This window comes from Arthrobacter sp. 10N44_2, assembly GCF_056394385.1.
This window is the reverse complement of sequence record NZ_JBFTHT010000006.1, coordinates 105,995-121,550: the sequence shown is the minus strand read 5'-3', so window position 1 is coordinate 121,550 and position 15,556 is coordinate 105,995. Positions and strand designations below refer to the sequence as shown.

The window sequence follows — 15,556 nt, the reverse complement described above, 5'->3', positions numbered from 1 at the left end:
CGTGGCGGCTTGGGTCCGCAGGACCCTAAGCCGCCACGCGTAGGGGCGGGGCCCCTTGTCTCGCTTCGCGATAGGTGACTACGCCGGTACCGCCACGATCACCTGGGCAGCGCGGAGGACACGGTCGCCGGACTTGTAGCCCGAGCGCAGCACCTGGCTGACGGTGTCGATTTCGATATCCGTGCCGGGCTGCTGGATGAGGGCCTCGTGGATGGTCGGGTCGAACTCCACGCCGGTCTCGTCGATGCGGACCAGTCCGTACGTCTTCAGCGCAGCCTCCAGTTTGGCGGCGATCGCGGCGAAAGGGCCGTCCGCGAGGTCGCCGTGCTGGCGGGCGGCGTCGACGTCGTCCAGTACCGGCAGCAGCGCGTTCAGGACGCCGATGACGGCCATCTCGCCCGCCACGGCCCGGTCGCGCTCGACCCGCTTGCGGTAGTTGACGTACTCGGCCTGCAGGCGGCGGAGGTCATTCCTGAGCTCCTCCGCCTCGGCAGCGGGCGCGCCCTGGGCCACAGATTCCGCGGCGGGCACCTCAACACTGTTGAGGATGTCCTCCGCCTGGGACAGTGCGTCCCCGGAGTCTGCCGCGGCAGCTGCGTGCTCCTGGCCGGGGTGGCGGGCCTGGCCGGTCTTCGGATCAACCTTGCGGTTGTCGTGGATCACCGGCTTCTGCGGCTCGTTCTCCTGCTGTTCCGCGTCGCGCCGGCTCTCGGAAGAACCGTGCTCTTCTTCGTTACCGTGATGCGGCATGATTACTTCTTCTCGTCTTCGTCAACGATTTCGGCGTCGACGATGTCCTCGTCGGAGCCGGCTGCCGGCTCGCCTGCGGGGGCACTCTGCGCACCGGCGTGGCCGTCGGGGGAACCGGCCTGGGCGTAGATGGCTTCGCCGAGCTTGGTCTGGGAAGCCTGCAGCTTCTCGAACGCGGTCTTCACGGCGCCGTCATCGGTGCCTTCGAGGGCCTTCTTGAGGGCGTCGACGTCGGCCTTGACCTCGGTCTTGACCTCTTCGGGCAGCTTGTCGGCGTTGTCGGCGATCAGCTTGTCCACGGAGTAGGCGAGCTGCTCGGCCGTGTTGCGGGTGTCGGTTGCCTCGCGGCGGGCCTTGTCCTCGGCTGCGTGCTCTTCGGCGTCGTGGACCATGCGGTCGATGTCTTCCTTGGACAGCGCGGTGCCGCCGGTGATGGTCATGGACTGTTCCTTGCCGGTGCCCTTGTCCTTCGCCGAAACGTGCACGATGCCGTTGGCGTCGATGTCGAAGGTGACCTCGACCTGCGGAACGCCGCGGGGGGCCGGCGCGATGCCGGTCAGCTCGAACGTGCCCAGCGGCTTGTTGTCGCGGGTGAACTCACGCTCGCCCTGGAAGACCTGGATGGCCACGGACGGCTGGTTGTCATCCGCGGTGGTGAAGGTTTCGCTCCGCTTGGTCGGGATGGCGGTGTTGCGCTCGATCAGGTGCGTCATGATGCCGCCCTTGGTTTCAATGCCAAGGGACAACGGGGTGACGTCGATCAGGAGCACGTCCTTGCGCTCGCCCTTGAGGACACCGGCCTGCAGGGCGGCGCCGACGGCGACGACCTCATCGGGGTTGACGCCCTTGTTGGGCTCCTTGCCGCCGGCCAGTTCCTTGACGAGGTCGTAGACGGCCGGCATGCGGGTGGAGCCGCCGACGAGCACGATGTGGTCGATCTCGGAGAGCTTGATGCCGGCTTCCTTGATGACATCCTGGAACGGCTTCTTGGTGCGGTCCAGCAGGTCCTTGGTGAGGTCCTGGAACTTGGCGCGGGTCAGCTGCTCGTCCAGGTGGACCGGGCCGTCGGGGGTGACGGACAGGTACTGGAGGGAAACGTTGGTGCTGGAGGAGGAAGAGAGTTCCTTCTTGGCCTGCTCCGCGGCTTCACGGAGACGCTGCAGGGCAATCTTGTCCTTCGTGAGGTCGATGCCCTTGACCTTGAGCTGGTTCAGCAGGTATTCCACGACGCGCTGGTCCCAGTCGTCGCCGCCGAGGTGGTTGTCACCGGCGGTGGCGCGGACCTGGATGGTGGAGAAGTTGTCCTCATCCTTGCCGACCTCCAGGAGGGAGACGTCGAAGGTTCCGCCGCCGAGGTCGAAGACCAGGATGAGTTCGTCTTCCTTGCCCTTGTCCAGGCCGTAGGCCAAGGCGGCCGCTGTGGGCTCGTTGACGATGCGCAGGACGTTCAGGCCGGCGATTTCTCCGGCCTCCTTGGTGGCCTGGCGCTGGGCGTCGTTGAAGTAGGCCGGCACGGTGACGACGGCGTCCGTGACCTTTTCACCGAGGTAGGACTCGGCGTCGTTCTTAAGCTTCATGAGGATACGGGCGGAAATTTCCTGCGCCGTGTACTTCTTGTCGTCAATGGCGACGGTCCAGTCAGTGCCCATGTGGCGCTTGACGGACGCGATGGTGCGGTCAATGTTGTTGACGGCCTGGCGCTTGGCGATCTCGCCGACCAGGACCTCGCCGGACTTGGAGAAGGCAACAACCGACGGCGTGGTGCGGCCACCCTCGGCGTTGGCAATGACGGTGGGCTCGCCACCTTCGAGAACGGAGACGACGGAGTTAGTGGTTCCGAGGTCAATACCTACTGCACGTGACATGGATTGTTTCCTTACTTCCTTGGAATCTTGCGGAGATGGCCGCGGACCCGCAGTGGCTCCAACCACAGTGACTGTGGCTCTAACCGCAATAGGTCCGACCGTTATTGAGCGATCTACACTCAACTTTACCCAGAGGGGGACATAAGTCAATTTAAAGTTGAGCGAAGTCGACTCAACTCTGCTTTCCCGCCTCGCCCGCGGCAGCTCCTCGCCGCCTAAATTCCCCTCAATCCAGCCCTTCCGGCGCGTCCCGGGCGGCGTTTCGCCCTGCGCGAACCTGCCCGCTGGGCGCAGGGGCGCAGACCTGGGCAGGGGACCAGCCGGCGCCCGCGCCGGCTGGTCCCGCCAGCTTTGATCCCGTTAGTTGTCGCCCCGAGCGGCGTCGCCGTCGGCAGGCTCTCCCGCTGCCGGCCGGGCGGATCGCTCGGGACGGGACGTACCGGCGCTCCCGTAGTCACCTTCGGGGTATTCACCTTCCTCGGCGACGCCGGCGGGCTCACCGGAGACCCCGCCCTCGCCGTAGTCGCCCTCGGGATGGTCGCCTTCCACGTCGCCGACGACGGCGGCTCCGGCCACGCCGGCCTCGCCGTAGTCCCCCGCGGCGTACTCCCCCTCGACGGCGGTGGGCGGGACTTGGCCTGCCGTGCCGGCGGAGCCGTAGTCGCCCTCAACGTATTGCCCCTCAGGTGCCGCGGCCTCTGCCTCATCTTCCGCGGGACCGGCATCGACGTTCCGCGGCGCCGCTTTTCCGGGGACATTCTCTTCAGGCGTGTTCTCTGCAGGCCTGTTCTCTTCAGGCCTGGTCTCTTCAGACATGGATGGATCCTTCCTGGACGCATCTGGCGCGCCCGTGCGGGCGCAGGGGCAGTCTATCGAGCGCCACGGCAAGGCAACAGGGGAACCTGGTTTACCGGGCAGCGCCGGCCGCCGGCAGGCCCGCGACGTCGGCCAGCACCGCGAGGTGGTGGCCGAAGAGCTCCTCTCGGGCTGTGAACGTGTCTGGGCCATACTGGCCGAAAACCTCGAAACTGACGGCACCGAAAAGCGAGGTCCAGGCCAGTGCGCCGCGGGCCAGGAGGTCATCCGGCACCGCCAGGCCGAACTCGGTGCGGATTTTCGCCAGGTCCCCCGCCAGCCCGGCGGACACGGCAGGACTCCGCCGGCCGGTCGCGGCGAGCCGCCCGGCCCGGAAGGCGCCGTCGAGGATTCCCATGAGGGCAGTAATCACCCTCGTCCCGGGGCCGGTGGTCCGCCCCGCCGGGGCCTGGTAACCGGGCACCGGACTGCCGAAGAGCAGGGCGTAGCGCGACGGCTCGCGCAGCGCCCAGTCCCGCACCGCGCAGCCCAGCGCCGCGAAGCGCCCGCCGAAGTCATCCTCCGGCACTGCCCCGACGGCGGCATCCACCGCATCGCCAAGTTCGTTGTACGCATCAATCAGCAGAAGGGTCAGCAGCTCCTCGCGGCTCTCCACGTACCGGTAGACCGCCGAAGAGACGACCCCGAGATCACGGGCCACGGCGCGGAGGGACAGTGCGGCGGCACCGTGCAGCGCCAGATGCTCCCGGCCCAGCCGGACGATATCGGCCACCGTCTGGGCCCGGGCACGCTCGCGCGGGGTGCGCAGCCGCGCCGCCGCCGGGGCCGCTCCGGCCGCTCCGGCCGGGCCTGCCGCAACGCCGGCGTCTATCGCGCCCGCAATCCTGTCCTCTGGCATGAGTCCAGCATTCCACATTCAAGAGCACTGTCAACAAATGTGAGCACCGCTCTTGACTTGCCGGCCACGGCGGCGCATCCTGAATGGGAGAGCACTGCTCTCGATATTTCAAAAGGAGATCGGAATGTCCCAACCTGCAGCCTCCGGACACCAACCGTCCAGGCTCTATGTCGTCACAGGGGCCGGCCCGGTGGGCTGGACCGTCGCCGAACAGTTGGCAGCGGCGGGCCACCGGGTGCGCCTCCTGACGAGGTCCGGCAGCGGACCCGCCCACCCGCTGGTGGAACGAGTGTCGATCGACGTGTCCGAGCCCGCCCGGCTCGGCGAGGCCGTCCAGGGCGCCGCGGCCGTTTTTCACTGCATCCACGGCTCGCGCTACAACGCCGAGGTGTGGGCCAGGGAACTGCCGGCCGCCGAGCTGAATGTGCTCGCCGCGGCGGGCGCGGCGGGCGCCGTCGTGGTCTTCCCGGAAAGCCTGTACTCCTACAGCACCCCGGAAAACATCATGACCGAGGACAGCCCCCGGCAGGCGCAGGGCGGCAAGCGCGGAGTCCGGACCGCACTGCTCGCGGCCCGGGCGGCCTCCCCCACCGCCACCGTGAGCATGGTGGCCGGCGATTTCTTCGGGCCGCGGGTCCGCAACTCGCACGCCGGCGAGCGCATGGTCCGGCCCGTCGCTGCCGGCAAGCCAATGCAGGTGATCGGGCGGGCGGACCGGCCGCATTCCTTCACGTACGTCCCGGACCTCGCGGCCGCCATGATTGCGGCGGCTGGCAGGCCCCAGGTGTGGAACCGGGTATGGCATGCGCCCACCGGACCTGCACTGACCCAGCGCGAGATCGCGGGGGCATTCGCCAAGGCGGCCGGCGCCCGGGCACCGCGTGTCACCGGCGTTCCCGGGTGGGCGGTGAGGGCAATGGGAGTGTTTTCTCCGGATATGCGGGACCTGGCCGAGACCCTGTACCAGTTCGAGCACCCCTTCGTCATGGATTCCACGGCGAGCCAGGCCGCGCTGGGGCTGACACCGACCCCGCTGCACGAGGCAGCCGCCGCCACCGTCGCCTGGTGGGGGGACCAGGGACAGTGACGGCGGCTGCGGTTTTCGGTTCCGCCTAGCGGACCCCGGCCTCCTCGTTTTCAGCCGGATCTGCCTTCGGATTTTCGGCGGACAGCGTGGCCCGGGCGCCGTCGCGGGCCACGGCCCCGTTCCCGGGCCGGCCGAGCTTGCCGGGCCACCAAAGCCGCGGGCCGATGTCGTAGGCCAGCGCGGGCACCAGCAGGGAGCGGACCAGCACCGTGTCCAGCAGGACGCCGAACGCGACGATGAAGGCGAGCTGGACCAGGAACATGATCGGGATGACGCCGAGGGCCGCGAAGGTGGCCGCCAGGACCACCCCGGCAGAGGTGATGACCCCGCCTGTCACTACGAGGCCGCGCAGGATGCCGGCCCGGGTGCCGTGCTTGAGGGATTCCTCCCGGACCCGGCTCATCAGGAAGATGTTGTAGTCGACGCCCAGTGCCACGAGGAAGACGAAGCCGAACAGGGGCACCGTCGCGTCCGCGCCCGGGAAGCCGAAGACATTGTTGAACACGAAGGCGGAGACGCCCATCGCCGCGGCATAGGACAGGACCACGGAGGCGACCAGCAGGACCGGCGCGAGCACCGAGCGCAGCAGCAGCATGAGGATGACCAGGATGACGCCCAGGACCACCGGGATGATGGTGACGAGGTCGCGCTGGGCAGTGGTGTTGGTATCCAGCGCCGTGGCCGTCACACCGCCGACCAGCACACCGCTGTCTATCTTCTTCAGGTCCTGGCGGAGCGACACCACGGCGTTTTCGGCCTCGGCGGAGTCCGCGGCGTGGTTCAGCGTCGCGTTGATCAGGACCTTCCCGTCCCTGATTGCGGGGGCAGCCGGCGCGCCCGGGGCGCCGGTGATGACCGGGGCGCCGCCTTCGGCCAGCAGATAGGCGTCTCCGACGCCGTCGCTGGTCTGCAGCTTCGCCAGAACGTCCTGGGCGTTTGCCTCGTCGGCCACGATCACCGCGGGGCTGCCGGACCCGGCGTCGAAGTGCCGGCCCAGGGCATCCTGCCCGTCGACGGCATTGGAGGAGGTGAGGATGACGTCGGTCTGGGCGACGCCGTTGGCTTTAAGCTGCAGGAGGCCGGTAGCGGCTACCAGGAGCAGCAGCACCGAGGCGACCCAGACCGTGCGCGGCCGGCGGGATACGAGCGAACCGGTGGCCCGCCAGAGTCCCTTCTGGCCCTCGAGGCCGGTGACCAGTTCCGGTTCCCGATCGGTTTCCGGGAGCAGTTTGGGCCGGAACGGCCAGAACGCTGCCCGGCCCAGCAGTGCCATCAGGGCCGGCAGCAGGGTCAGGGCGGCGAAGAGCGCGCAGAGGATGCCCGCCGCCGCCACCGGGCCGAGGGCCTTGTTGGAGTTGAGGTCGGAGAACAGCAGGCAGAGCAGCGCGATGATTACGGTGGCGCCGGAGGCCAGGATCGGTTCCCAGGCCGCCTTCCATGCGGTGACGGCGGCGGCCGTCCGGTTGGTGGTGTGGGTCAGGGCTTCGCGGAACCGGGCCACATACAGCAGGGCGTAGTCGGTGGCTGCGCCGATCACCAGGATGGACAGGATGCCCTGGCTCTGGCCGTTCAATTGGATCCAGCCGGCCTTAGCCATGCCAAACACCAGCAGGATCGCGGCGCACAGCGCGAAGACCGACGTGAACAGCACCATGACGGGCAGCAGCAGGGAACGGTAGACAATCAGCAGGATCAGGAACACGGCGCCCAGGGCCACGAGCAGCAGGATGCCGTCAATGCCGGCAAAGGCACTCACAAGGTCCGCGGTGAGGCCGGCCGGTCCGGTGACGAATGTCTGCATTCCGGCCGGCGCGGACGCCCGGACCTCGTTGCGCAGTTCCTTGACGACTGTTTTCACTTCCGCCGAGGAAGCAATGGGCACCACGAACTGGACTGCCTTGGCGTCCTCGGAAGGGATGGGACCGATAACCGTGCTCCCGGCCTGCAGGGCCTCTAGCTTGCCCTTGAGGGCCGCGGTCTCGCGGAGCTGGGCCGGGGTGAAGGCGGAGTCGCTCTCAACCACGATCACTGCCGGGATCTCCTTGGAGTCCCTGAACTTTGCCTGCCAGTCCGCAGCCTCGGTGGCCTCGGCCCCGGCGGGAAGGAACGATGCCTGGTCATTTGATGACACCTCGCTCAGGCGGCCGAATGTAGGGCCGCCGACGCCGGCGATCGCCAGCCAGGCCAGGACGAGCACTGCGGGGACCAGCCAGCGCAGCCAGAACGGGACACGGGTCGCCGCGGACGAAGTCGTTTTCATGTTTCCTTCCAGGGTGCGCCTCGGAGTGGGAGCAGAGATCAACTCCATAGTAGACTATCTCCATCATAGAGATAACCCATTTGCCGGGGGCACCGGAGGAGAATGGAAAGACAGCCGGCGTCAGGCCTCTCCGCAGACCCTGCAGTAGACTCCCGAAGGCGCCGTCGACAGCGCCGACCTGCCGCGGTCAGACCACCGGGGCAGGATCAAGGGACGAAGGAGGTCCGCCGTGTCAGCCGAATCCCCGGGCCTATCCGAAGACGCGGTCTCGCCCAAGAACACAGTCCCGCCCGAAGCCGCCGGTCCGCCGCCCCTCGTCCGGCTCCTGCAGGAATTCACCCTCGAAGCCAACCGCTACGTGGACTCCGCCGGCGGCCGCAACGACATGCACCGCACGGACCTCAACGCCCTCGCCGTCATCATGCGGCACGCGGCGCGGGACCAGATTGTCACTCCAGGGGTGCTGAGGAAAGAGCTGAACCTCAGCTCCCCGGCCACCACCGCACTGATCGACCGGCTCCACAGTTCCGGCCACGTGGTCCGTGAGCGCGAGGGCGCTGACCGCCGCCAGGTGCAGCTGCGCATGACGCCCAAGGCCTACCGGGACGGCGGCGCAATGTTCCTGCCGCTGGCCCGCCACATGGGCGCAGCCATGGCGAACTTCACGCCCGAAGAACTGGAGATCGCCACCCGCTTCATGAACTCCATGATCGATGCCACTGTCCGGGCCGGTGAGGAAGCGGCCCGCGGCCCCGGGCCGGAGCAAGCGCCGGGGCAGCGCCCCGGCTGACTCGCGGCCCCGGCTGATCCGAAGCGCGCCGTCACGGGTGCGCCGCAGCCTGCGACTGGGTAACAAGCACGGCTTCCGCCAGCACCGTTTCCGGCACCACCTGAGCTGCGGGTGCACTGGGCCAGGAGACTGGCAGGATGCTGAATTGGTGACGTCGACGAATGATGTCGATGCCATCTAATTCGCGCTGGGGGCGGATTTACCACCGCGCCGCACTCTGCGCAGGCGCTTCACCGTGCGAGAAAGCACTCGGGTTCCGACGAGGAAGCCAAGAAAATGTACAGGTTGGATACCTAGCCTTGCGACGTGGCACAGCAACGCAGCCAACGTCACGCCACAACGTCATTTTCCCCCAAGAATAGCGAGGCTCGACCCCGGCAAAGCGAGTTCCCCGCACCCACCTAACCAACATGCCGCGACTCAAGCGACTTGACAGCTTCCTTTCGATGTGACGAAGCCGGTCATTTAGCAAAATTCAGCATGACAATTCGAGCACTTCATTATCTTGAGCGGACGCTCTCCACACTTTATCTAGTGCAATGCAACAGACGCACAATTCAGGGGGACAAATTGGCATCACGTGGGATCGGCGCCATGCGTCGCATTTTCAGTCCGGCACGCACTGCACTCACAGCACTCCTGGCGGTGCTTCTTTCACTTCTGACAGCTGCGCCCTCCCTAGCTGCGACGGCAGAAACTGAACCCAACAACACCATGGCGGCCGCGACGGTGGTGCCCCTGGGGACCACGGTTTCCGGTTCGGCACTCAGCGGAGGCATCGATGACACCGATTACTACGCGATCGACCTGCCCAAGGCAGGCCGGGTCGGCCTRAACTTCAAGTTCCCCGCCGGGCTCGGAACCGGACCCACCTACACGGTCAGCATTTACAATGCCAACGGCACCAACCTCTACAACTTCGACCTCGACGGCTCCGCCGCTGACGGTACCTGGCTCGCCAGCCAAGGCACGTTCCTGCCCGCTGGCCGCGCCTACATCAAGATCTATGGCTACAGCGGCGGCTGGGCAAGCTGGGGCAAGACCTACACCCTCAACACGACACTGACCGCGGGGACCGTCGAACTCGAACCCAACAGCTCCACCTCGGCCGCGACAGTGGTGCCCCTGGGGACCACGGTTTCCGGTTCGGCACTCAGCGAAGGCATCGATGACACCGATTACTACGCGATCGACCTGCCCAAGGCAGGCCGGGTCGGCCTGAACTTCAAGTTCCCCGCCGGGCTCGGAACCGGACCCACCTACACGGTCAGCATTTACAATGCCAACGGCACCAACCTCTACAACTTCGACCTCGACGGCTCCGCCGCTGACGGTACCTGGCTCGCCAGCCAACAAATCAGCCTCCCTGCTGGCCGCGCCTACATCAAGATCTATGGCTACAGCGGCGGCTGGGCAAGCTGGGGCAAGACCTACACCCTCAACATGGGCTGGATTTGGTCCTCAACTCCTGTACCAGGCATCTCCGGGACTCCCCAGGTGGGCCGGACCCTGACAGCGGTGACTGGGACCTGGTCACCGACGCCGGATGTACTGGGCTTCCAGTGGTTCCGCTCCGGAACCGCCATCACCGGTGCCACAAAGAACACCTACACGCTGTTTGCCGCCGACTACCGCAAGACCATCACCCTGAAGGTAACCGGAGGCAAGGCCGGGTACCCCAGCACTGCCAAGGTCTCCAAGGCAACTGCCGCCGTCGCCGCAGGCTCCCTGACGGCGCCGGTACCGACCATCACGGGCACGGCTAAGGTCGGCTCGACCCTGACCGCGGCCCCTGGGACTTGGGGACCGTCACCGGTGACCCTGACGTATCAGTGGAAAGCCAACGGCGTCGCCATCACCGGCGCGACCGCCACAACATACAAGCCTGTTGCAGCCGACGCCGGCAAAACCCTCACCGTCACCGTCACCGGATCCAAAACTGGCTACACCACCACTGCGAAGACCTCCACGGCCACAGCAGTAGTCGCGAAAGGCTCCCTGATAGCGCCTGTACCGACCATCACGGGCACGGCTAAGGTCGGCTCGACCCTGACCGCGGTCCCGGGGACTTGGGGACCGTCACCGGTGACCCTGACGTATCAGTGGAAAGCCAACGGCGTCGCCATCACCGGCGCGACCGCCACAACATACAAGCCTGTTGCAGCCGACGCCGGCAAAACCCTCACCGTCACCGTCACCGGAACCAAGACCGGCTACACCACCACCGCGAAGACCTCCGCCGCCACAGCCGCGGTCGTTTGACGGCGGTAGATGGATCCGGCCGCCTAAATTGACGGTCAGCCCCACTGATACCTGCGGGTCCAGATCAAGGCGTAGGAGCCAGCCCGATTTGCAGCTCGTAAGCCTTCCCTCGGAATGGAAATCTGTGGTGCAGCGTTTGCGCCGCCTGGGCGGCTGGCCCCACGTGCATGCCCTGCCTTGGCCGCCCAGATCCAATCCCACCGTCTGGGCGGGGCCTGCCTCATCGCTGCGCTACCCCGGCACTTGTCGGGAATGGCGGGCAGTTGGGGGTCCACCCTTTTCCGGGCGAGGGAGGGTAGCGTTCCATTATGAGTGCGCAGCAGCCTGACGATGTGTACACGCACGGCCACCACGAGTCGGTGGTCCGTGCCCATGCCTCCCGCACGGCGGAAAACTCGGCAGCGTTCGTGCTCCCGCATCTGATGCCCGGGACCTCCGTCCTCGACGTCGGCTGTGGCCCGGGCAGCATCACCTGCGACTTCGCGGAGCTGGTGGCGCCGGCCAGGGTCACAGGCTTGGACCGCTCCCCCGACATCATCGCCCAGGCCGCGGCCCTCGCCGTCGAGCGCGGCGTGGACAATGTCGGCTTTGCCGCCGGCAACATCTACGACCTCGATTTCCCGGACGAATCCTTCGACGTCGTCCACGCCCATCAGGTCCTCCAGCACCTCACGGACCCCGTCGCGGCGCTGCGGGAGATGCGGCGGGCGGCCAAGGCAGGCGGGATAGTGGCGGTGCGCGACGCCGACTTCCACGGCATGAGCTGGTACCCGGCCATCCCCGAACTCGACGACTGGATGGAGCTCTACCAGCGGATCGCCCGCCGCAATGGCGCCGAGCCCGACGCCGGCCGCCGGCTCGTGTCCTGGGCGCAGGCCGCCGGCTTCACGGATGTGGCGCCGTCCAGCAGCAACTGGCTCTACGCCACTGGGCATGAGCGGCGCTGGCAGGCCCGGGTGTGGGGCGAGCGGGTGCTGCATTCGTCCTTTGCCGACCAAGCGCTCGAGTACGGCCTGGCCAGCGAGGCGGACCTGGCCCGGATTTCCGCGGGCTGGCACCGGTGGGGCTCCACCGACGACGGCTGGTTTCTGATTCCCAACGGCGAGGTCATCGCCCGGGCGTGAGCGGCGGCCAGCGGTCACAGCACCGGCACAGCCCGCCGAAAGTGCAGCCATAACTCCGCGCCTGAGGCTGGGTACAGGCCGAATCCTCGGCCGGCCCGGAAGCCCGGGCCCCAGCAAAGGAGTTTCACCATGGCAAAGATCAACAAGACCACCGCGGGCATCATGCTCGCTGCGGTGATCGGCGGCGGCGCCATCGGCGCATCGGCCATCCCCGCGATGGCTGCCGATTCCACCGGCAGCTCGTCCTCGGCCCAGGCCACCGACGGCTACGGCACCGGGGGCCAGCGCGGCCCGCACCAGGCCAACGGAAAGACGGAGGAGGTTCTCACCGGCGACACCGCCACGAAGGTCGAGGCGGCGGTAAAGGCCGCCCAGCCGGATGCGACGATCGAGCGGATGGAGACCGACGCCGACGGCGCCACCTACGAAGCCCACATCACGAAGGCGGACGGCACGCGCGCCACCGTCCTGCTGGATGCGAACTTCACGGTGACCGCAACCCAGGAAGGCCAGGGCGGCCCCGGCGGCGGCCATGGCGGCCCCGGGGACACCGCCACGGATGGCTACACGTCCAACGGCTAACCCTTAGCGGGTCTTGGGCGCGCTCCTTGCACGCCCAAGGCCCGCGATGCTGGCGGCACGGCCGGCCTCCGGGGCGTTCGCCGTCGAGTTGTCTGCAGCCATTCCCTGCTTCCGGGTCTGCGGATAGGGTGCATTAGATATCTGCACTGGAGACCCACGGCAAGGAGAAACCCATGCGCAAATTGACGGCCGGCCTTTTCTGCTCTGTGGACGGCGTGGTTGAAGACCCGTTCAAGTGGCAATTCGACAGCTTCGACGAAGAGCTCGGCGCCGGGATGGGCGAGATGATGGGCCGGATCGACACCGCGCTCCTCGGCCGCGTGGGCTACCAGCAATGGGCAGAATACTGGCCCAACGCCGAAAGCGACGCGGACTTTGCCGGATTCATCAATCCGCTGCCGAAATTTGTCGCGTCCAGGACCCTGACAGGCGAGCTGGATTGGCAAAATTCACGCCTGATCGAGGGCCCGCTGGAAGACTTCGTCGCGGCCCTGAAGAACAGCGACGGCGGCGAAATCGGGATCTTCAGCAGCATTTCGCTGGTCCACCAGTTACTGTTCGCCGGGCTGCTCGACACCTTGATGCTGATCGTCCATCCCGTGATCGCCGGCAGCGGGCGGCGGCTGTTCAACGACGGCGATGCCCTCACCCGGCTGGAGCTGCAGTCGTCCCAGCAGACCAGCAAAGGCAACATGATTCTCAGCTACGGCCTCCGCCGCGACTGACTCCCGTCATCAATCGGACCCGCCACGGCCGGGACCGTAAACTTACCTGGTGCAACCCTCCCTTTGGCTGGCCCTGGCCGGCGCCGGCGTCCTGATCAGCTTCACTCCCGGCGCGGGCGCCATCAACACCATGAGCAACTCCCTGAACTCGGGATTCCGCCGGTCCCTTTGGGGCATCCTGGGCCAGCAGGCCGCCCTCGTTGTGCACATCCTGATCGTGGCCCTCGGCGTCGGGGTGCTCGTGGCGAGCTCACCGGTTGCCTTCAACGTGATCCGCTACGCCGGCGCCGCCTACCTGGTCTACCTGGGCATCCGGCAGTTCCTGCACAAGCCGGACCTGGACCAGGAGAAGGCCGCGGCCCTGCGCAACGAGCCGGGCCTGTCCATGTTCCGCCGTGGCCTCTGGGTCAATCTGCTCAACCCCAAAGCCGTGGTCTTCTTCCTGGCCTTCATGCCGCAGTTCATCCGGCCGGAGCAGCCGCTGCTGCCGCAGTACGTGGTCCTGGCCGCTACCGTGATCGTGATCGACGTGGCGGTCATGTGGTTCTTCTTCGCGGCTGCGGCCCGGTCCTTCCAGCGCTTCACCCGCGACGCCCGCGGACAAAAGGTCCTGAACCGGACGTTCGGCGGGCTCTTCGTCGGCGTCGGCGTCCTGCTGGCCGCAATCCACTAGGCACCGCGGCCGCCGGCGTCCCGGCACCGGCGGCCGGCTCACCGTCCGGGACCGGGCTCCCCTGTCAGACGTGGCCGGGCGCCAGCTTCCGAAGGTCCGCTTTCCGGATCTTGCCGCTCGCTGTCCGGGGCATCTCGTCCACGAAGACGACGGATTTGGGGATCTTGTACCTCGCCAGCCGGCCCTCCAGGTGGGAGCGCAGCTGCTCTTCCGTGAGCCGGGCGCCCTCCCGCAACAGCACCACGGCCCGCGGCACTTCGCCCCATTTCTCGTCCGGCACCCCGATCACCGCGACGCTTCCGACGGCGTCGAGCTCGGCGATCGCCTGCTCCACCTCGGCGGGATAGATGTTCTCCCCGCCGGAGATGATCATGTCCTTGAGCCGGTCGGAGATGAACACGAAACCGTCCGGGTCCTTGTAGCCCATGTCGCCGGACTTGAACCAGCCGTCCCCTGTGTAGGAGTCCGACGAGGCCTCGGGCCGGTTCCAGTACTGGTGGATGACGTTGGGACCCTTGATCTGGATCTCCCCCACCATTCCGGGCGCAGCGGGCCCGGACGCCGGGTCGAGGGGATCGGCCACCCGGACATCGGTGAAGAAATGCGGCAGTCCGGAGGACCCGGCCTTGTCCCGGGACCTCGCCGCCGGCAGCGTGGTGGCGCCCGGGGCCGTCTCGGTCATGCCGTAGCCGTTGGAGAAGCGCAGCCCCCTCCGCTCGTAGGCTTCCAGGACCCGCATCGGCACCGCGGACCCGCCGCATGTCAGTTTGTTCAGCGAGCTGAGGTCCGTGGCGTCCCAGTCCGGGTGCTCGCAGAGCATCTGGTAGGTCGTGGGCACCCCGCTGATGGTGGTTGCGCGGTGCTGCTGGATCAGCTCGAGTGTCCGGCGGGGATCGAACTTGGCCTCCAATATCACGGTGCCGCCTTTGAGGAGCGTGGGCAGGACGCCCATGTCCAGGGAGGCGACGTGGAACATCGGGGAGATCATGAGAGCCACGTCGGTGGAGGCAAAGTCGAAATCGACCAGCACGTTGATGCAGTTCCACGTGATGTTGCCGTGGGTCAGGAGCGCGCCTTTGGGGTTTCCGGTGGTTCCGGAGGTGTAGAGGATCATGGCGGCGTCGTCCAGGCCCACGGGCTCGTCCGGCGCCAGCGCCGCACCGGACGCAATGACGGCCTCATACGCCTCCACGGCGGTTCCCCGGCCAGCGCCGCCGTCGGCCCCGCCGTCGGGCAGCGTTGGATCGGGCAGCGTTGGATCGGGGACTGTTTCGGCTGGCGCTGTTGACTCGTCGACGACGATCCGCGAACCCACGGCGGTCTCCGCCGAGCCGCGTTCGGCGAGCACCGCGAGCGCCTCCGAGTGGACCAGCACGACAGCGCCGCTGTCCCGGAGCTGGAACTGGATCTCGGGCGGGGCGAGCCGGGTGTTCAGCGGGACGAAGACGGCACCTGCCAGGCCGGCGGCGAAGAGGGTCTCCAGGAAGGAGGGATCGTTTTCGCCCAGGTAGGCCACTCTGTCGCCTTTGATTACGCCGCGGTCCCGGAGGGCGTTGGCGAGCCGGGTGGAGCGTCCCGCGAGCTCGCTGTAGCTGAGACTGCGTTCCCCGGCGATGATTGCGGTCTTGGTGCCCGACTTCGGGCGGCGCCGTTGCAGCCACGAGCCGATGCCAAAATTCTCCACGGAAAATCCTTTCTAGTTAGACGGTAGCGCCAGCGGGCCT

General features: G+C 67.3%; 13 protein-coding genes. 7 read left to right on the top strand and 6 right to left on the bottom strand.

All coding sequences use genetic code 11. From position 1 onward, the window contains the following. Nucleotides 1-78: 78 nt before the first annotated feature. From AC1DBX_RS08950 to AC1DBX_RS08935, 4 genes are all read right to left on the bottom strand, one after another. Nucleotides 79-750 (bottom strand): nucleotide exchange factor GrpE, encoded by a 672-nt coding sequence (locus AC1DBX_RS08950; RefSeq protein WP_230009328.1) that lies wholly within the window; start codon nucleotides 748-750, stop codon nucleotides 79-81. Between the two features lie 2 nt (nucleotides 751-752). After that, nucleotides 753-2,615, bottom strand: coding sequence for a molecular chaperone DnaK (gene dnaK / locus AC1DBX_RS08945; RefSeq protein ID WP_476931571.1), 1,863 nt, complete (start codon nucleotides 2,613-2,615; stop codon nucleotides 753-755). A 360-nt stretch (nucleotides 2,616-2,975) separates the two neighbouring features. Further along, nucleotides 2,976-3,431, bottom strand: a complete 456-nt coding sequence (locus AC1DBX_RS08940; protein WP_476931570.1) for a hypothetical protein — start codon at nucleotides 3,429-3,431, stop codon at nucleotides 2,976-2,978. A 91-nt stretch (nucleotides 3,432-3,522) separates the two neighbouring features. After that, nucleotides 3,523-4,329, bottom strand: coding sequence for a TetR/AcrR family transcriptional regulator (locus AC1DBX_RS08935; protein WP_476931569.1), 807 nt, complete (start codon nucleotides 4,327-4,329; stop codon nucleotides 3,523-3,525). A gap of 124 nt (nucleotides 4,330-4,453) precedes the next feature. Between AC1DBX_RS08935 and AC1DBX_RS08930 the strand changes: the two genes are divergently transcribed. Continuing rightward, nucleotides 4,454-5,416 (top strand): NAD-dependent epimerase/dehydratase family protein, encoded by a 963-nt coding sequence (locus AC1DBX_RS08930; protein ID WP_476857029.1) that lies wholly within the window; start codon nucleotides 4,454-4,456, stop codon nucleotides 5,414-5,416. A gap of 25 nt (nucleotides 5,417-5,441) precedes the next feature. Here the strand turns inward: AC1DBX_RS08930 and AC1DBX_RS08925 are convergent, their stop codons facing one another. Beyond that, nucleotides 5,442-7,676 (bottom strand): MMPL family transporter, encoded by a 2,235-nt coding sequence (locus AC1DBX_RS08925; RefSeq protein ID WP_476931568.1) that lies wholly within the window; start codon nucleotides 7,674-7,676, stop codon nucleotides 5,442-5,444. A 229-nt stretch (nucleotides 7,677-7,905) separates the two neighbouring features. Between AC1DBX_RS08925 and AC1DBX_RS08920 the strand changes: the two genes are divergently transcribed. The 6 genes from AC1DBX_RS08920 (at nucleotide 7,906) to AC1DBX_RS08895 (ending at nucleotide 13,832) form a co-directional block, all read left to right on the top strand. Next, nucleotides 7,906-8,466 (top strand): MarR family winged helix-turn-helix transcriptional regulator, encoded by a 561-nt coding sequence (locus AC1DBX_RS08920; protein WP_476857031.1) that lies wholly within the window; start codon nucleotides 7,906-7,908, stop codon nucleotides 8,464-8,466. A gap of 645 nt (nucleotides 8,467-9,111) precedes the next feature. Then, nucleotides 9,112-10,728, top strand: coding sequence for a hypothetical protein (locus AC1DBX_RS08915; protein WP_476931567.1), 1,617 nt, complete (start codon nucleotides 9,112-9,114; stop codon nucleotides 10,726-10,728). A 308-nt stretch (nucleotides 10,729-11,036) separates the two neighbouring features. Beyond that, nucleotides 11,037-11,852, top strand: coding sequence for a methyltransferase domain-containing protein (locus AC1DBX_RS08910; RefSeq protein WP_476931566.1), 816 nt, complete (start codon nucleotides 11,037-11,039; stop codon nucleotides 11,850-11,852). Nucleotides 11,853-11,981: 129 nt separating this feature from the next. After that, a complete protein-coding gene (locus AC1DBX_RS08905) occupies nucleotides 11,982-12,434 on the top strand; it encodes a hypothetical protein (RefSeq protein WP_476931565.1) in 453 nt (150 codons plus the stop codon). Nucleotides 12,435-12,607: 173 nt separating this feature from the next. After that, on the top strand, nucleotides 12,608-13,159 hold the full coding sequence (locus AC1DBX_RS08900; RefSeq protein WP_476850751.1) for a dihydrofolate reductase family protein: 552 nt from the start codon (nucleotides 12,608-12,610) through the stop codon (nucleotides 13,157-13,159). 49 nt (nucleotides 13,160-13,208) lie between these two features. Continuing rightward, the gene (locus AC1DBX_RS08895) at nucleotides 13,209-13,832 is read left to right on the top strand and encodes a LysE family transporter (RefSeq protein WP_230008202.1); all 624 of its coding nucleotides are present in this window, start codon (nucleotides 13,209-13,211) and stop codon (nucleotides 13,830-13,832) included. A gap of 64 nt (nucleotides 13,833-13,896) precedes the next feature. Here the strand turns inward: AC1DBX_RS08895 and AC1DBX_RS08890 are convergent, their stop codons facing one another. After that, entirely contained in the window at nucleotides 13,897-15,516 is a 1,620-nt protein-coding gene (locus tag AC1DBX_RS08890; protein WP_476931564.1) for an acyl-CoA synthetase, read from the bottom strand. Between the last annotated feature and the right edge of the window lie 40 nt (nucleotides 15,517-15,556).

Excerpts from the sequence above, each read along its gene's own strand:
- AC1DBX_RS08935 (WP_476931569.1), bottom strand. The coding sequence starts at position 4,329 with ATGCCAGAGGACAGGATTGCGGGCGCGATAGACGCCGGCGTTGCGGCA.
- AC1DBX_RS08910 (WP_476931566.1), top strand. The coding sequence starts at position 11,037 with ATGAGTGCGCAGCAGCCTGACGATGTGTACACGCACGGCCACCACGAG.
- AC1DBX_RS08950 (WP_230009328.1), bottom strand. The coding sequence starts at position 750 with ATGCCGCATCACGGTAACGAAGAAGAGCACGGTTCTTCCGAGAGCCGG.
- AC1DBX_RS08900 (WP_476850751.1), top strand. The coding sequence starts at position 12,608 with ATGCGCAAATTGACGGCCGGCCTTTTCTGCTCTGTGGACGGCGTGGTT.
- dnaK (WP_476931571.1), bottom strand. The coding sequence starts at position 2,615 with ATGTCACGTGCAGTAGGTATTGACCTCGGAACCACTAACTCCGTCGTC.
- AC1DBX_RS08940 (WP_476931570.1), bottom strand. The coding sequence starts at position 3,431 with ATGTCTGAAGAGACCAGGCCTGAAGAGAACAGGCCTGCAGAGAACACG.
- AC1DBX_RS08930 (WP_476857029.1), top strand. The coding sequence starts at position 4,454 with ATGTCCCAACCTGCAGCCTCCGGACACCAACCGTCCAGGCTCTATGTC.
- AC1DBX_RS08905 (WP_476931565.1), top strand. The coding sequence starts at position 11,982 with ATGGCAAAGATCAACAAGACCACCGCGGGCATCATGCTCGCTGCGGTG.
- AC1DBX_RS08925 (WP_476931568.1), bottom strand. The coding sequence starts at position 7,676 with ATGAAAACGACTTCGTCCGCGGCGACCCGTGTCCCGTTCTGGCTGCGC.